We start from the raw sequence: 1825 nt of genomic DNA, 5'->3' as shown, positions 1-1825 counted from the left end.
CACTGATCATCCATACACTGATCATTCATGTAATGATCATCCAACACTACAAAGATCTGTCGGACATCGTAGTCTACGGGGGATGGACGAGAAGCCAGAGCAGCCGCCAGGCGCCTCGGGGGACGCCGTAGAGGCTGTGGATGCAGCCGAGGATCCCGCCGAGACAGCGGATCCCGCGGATCCCGCGGATCCGTGGGTCCCGGCAGCAGACGACCCGCTGTTCGGCCCCCTGAACACGCTGCCGGCCTCCATCCGCAGACCCGTGTGGACGTCCGACGCCGGGATCTTCGACCGGGCGGCCACGGTCCAGCCGCTGGACAGCGCGCTCGTGCCAGCCGCCACCCCGCCCACGGCCCGCGAGACCGGCTCCGTGCCACGGGAGAACCAGCCCGCGGACGAACAGCCAGCGGACAGCCAGCCGGCGGACAGCGCACCGCCGACCATCCCCGGCGGCTCACCGGAGCCGCCGGCCGGCACCCCGCCGGAGACGCCGAGCACCGGCACAACGCTGGAGACACCGAGCACCAGCGAGGCGCCGGAGACGCCAGACGACGGCGGGGTGACGCCAAGCAGGGATACGGTGCCGGTCGGCAGAAAGAACGGCGCCTCCGGCAAGCCGGCACCCGCCACGGCCCAACCGCCGGCCGGGGAGCCGAAACCGTCCGAAATCTCGGCGGCACCGCAGGCCTCGGCGGCACCGGAAACCCCGACGGCACCGAAGACCTCGGCGACGGCCTCGGCATCGTCAGGGTCCTCAGCGCCCTCGCCCCCCTCGAAGATCGCGGCGCTACCGACGGTCCCGAACTCCTTGAAAGCCCCGGCGTCGCCGGGGAACCCGGTGCCCTCGCCGGAAACCTCGACGGCGCCAGTGGCCCAGGCGTCGCCCGAGAGCCCCGCGGGCATGCCCTCCGTCGGCGGGGACGCACACCGCCAGCGCAACCAGACCGTCCCGTCTGTCCCGCGGGCAGCCGCGCCCGGCGTCGACGGCACCGGCCGCGGCCCCTCCGGCGGCACCGCTCCCAGCGGACGGCTCCTGTCCGCGGGCCGCCTCACCAGACCGGCTGTGATCATCGGTGTCGTCGTGCTCGTGGCCGTCGCGGCCATCGCCGTCCTGGCAGGCCGTGACCAGGACGACGCCAAGGGCCCGTCAGCCACGCCCGCCACCGTGTCGGCGGCCAGCCCCACCTTCGTCAACAGCGCCCGGACGGACTCCGACCCGGTCACGGCCGCCGAGTTCTTCGGCGCTCCCCGGGCCACCCTCAACCTGCACACCTACACCCGGCTGGCGCAGAAGCTGGACACGGGCTGCCCGGGCCTGACCGGCGAACTCGTCAACACGCTCCCGGGTGACCGGTGCCGGCAGCTCGTCCGGGCGGTCTACCTGTCCGAGCCGGACACCTCCGGACGCCGGGTGCTCGCGGCCACTTCGGTACTCGTCCTGGACGAGGCGAGCACAGCCGCGAGCGCGGCCAAGGCCGTCACCGAGGGCCGGGGCGGCGTACCAGCCCTGCCGGTGCCGGCCGAGTCGCTTCCCGGCGCGGCGGTGACGAACCCGACCGCTGACAACTCCTGGCGGACCGCCCCCGTGAGCGGGCACTACCTGATCGTGATCCAGCTGGCCTACACGGACGGGGCCGAGGGCGCCCCCACCGACCCGGCGCTGACCACGGCGCGCCGCGACCTCGCCCTGTTGGCCAGCCAGCCGATCTCGCAGCGGGTCCTCGTCGGCCACGGGCCACGCTGACCCCGCCTTCCCGCCCCGGGCCGCTACCCCGCCAGGCGCCGCCGGCCGGGAGGGACGGCCGTGCGGACAGGCAGCGCCGCA

Annotated in this window: 2 protein-coding genes; one reads left to right on the top strand and one right to left on the bottom strand. The window is 73.9% G+C overall.

Features of this window, described 5'->3' with window-relative positions:
• Window positions 1–36: 36 nt before the first annotated feature.
• Window positions 37–903, bottom strand: a complete 867-nt coding sequence (locus tag NBW84_RS06470; RefSeq protein WP_250282628.1) for a hypothetical protein — start codon at window positions 901–903, stop codon at window positions 37–39.
• On the opposite strand from NBW84_RS06470, the gene NBW84_RS06465 reads away from it, so the two are divergent.
• The gene (locus NBW84_RS06465) at window positions 902–1744 is read left to right on the top strand and encodes a hypothetical protein (protein ID WP_250282626.1); all 843 of its coding nucleotides are present in this window, start codon (window positions 902–904) and stop codon (window positions 1742–1744) included. The two genes, NBW84_RS06470 and NBW84_RS06465, sit on opposite strands and share 2 nt — an antisense overlap.
• Window positions 1745–1825 lie beyond the last annotated feature (81 nt).

Source organism: Protofrankia sp. CiP1_Cm_nod2, assembly GCF_920664355.1.
Classification (GTDB): Bacteria; Actinomycetota; Actinomycetes; order Frankiales; family Frankiaceae; genus Protofrankia.
This window is presented reverse-complemented; position numbering and strand designations above follow the sequence as displayed.

Excerpts from the sequence above, each read along its gene's own strand:
- NBW84_RS06470 (WP_250282628.1), bottom strand. The coding sequence starts at position 903 with ATGCCCGCGGGGCTCTCGGGCGACGCCTGGGCCACTGGCGCCGTCGAG.
- NBW84_RS06465 (WP_250282626.1), top strand. The coding sequence starts at position 902 with ATGCCCTCCGTCGGCGGGGACGCACACCGCCAGCGCAACCAGACCGTC.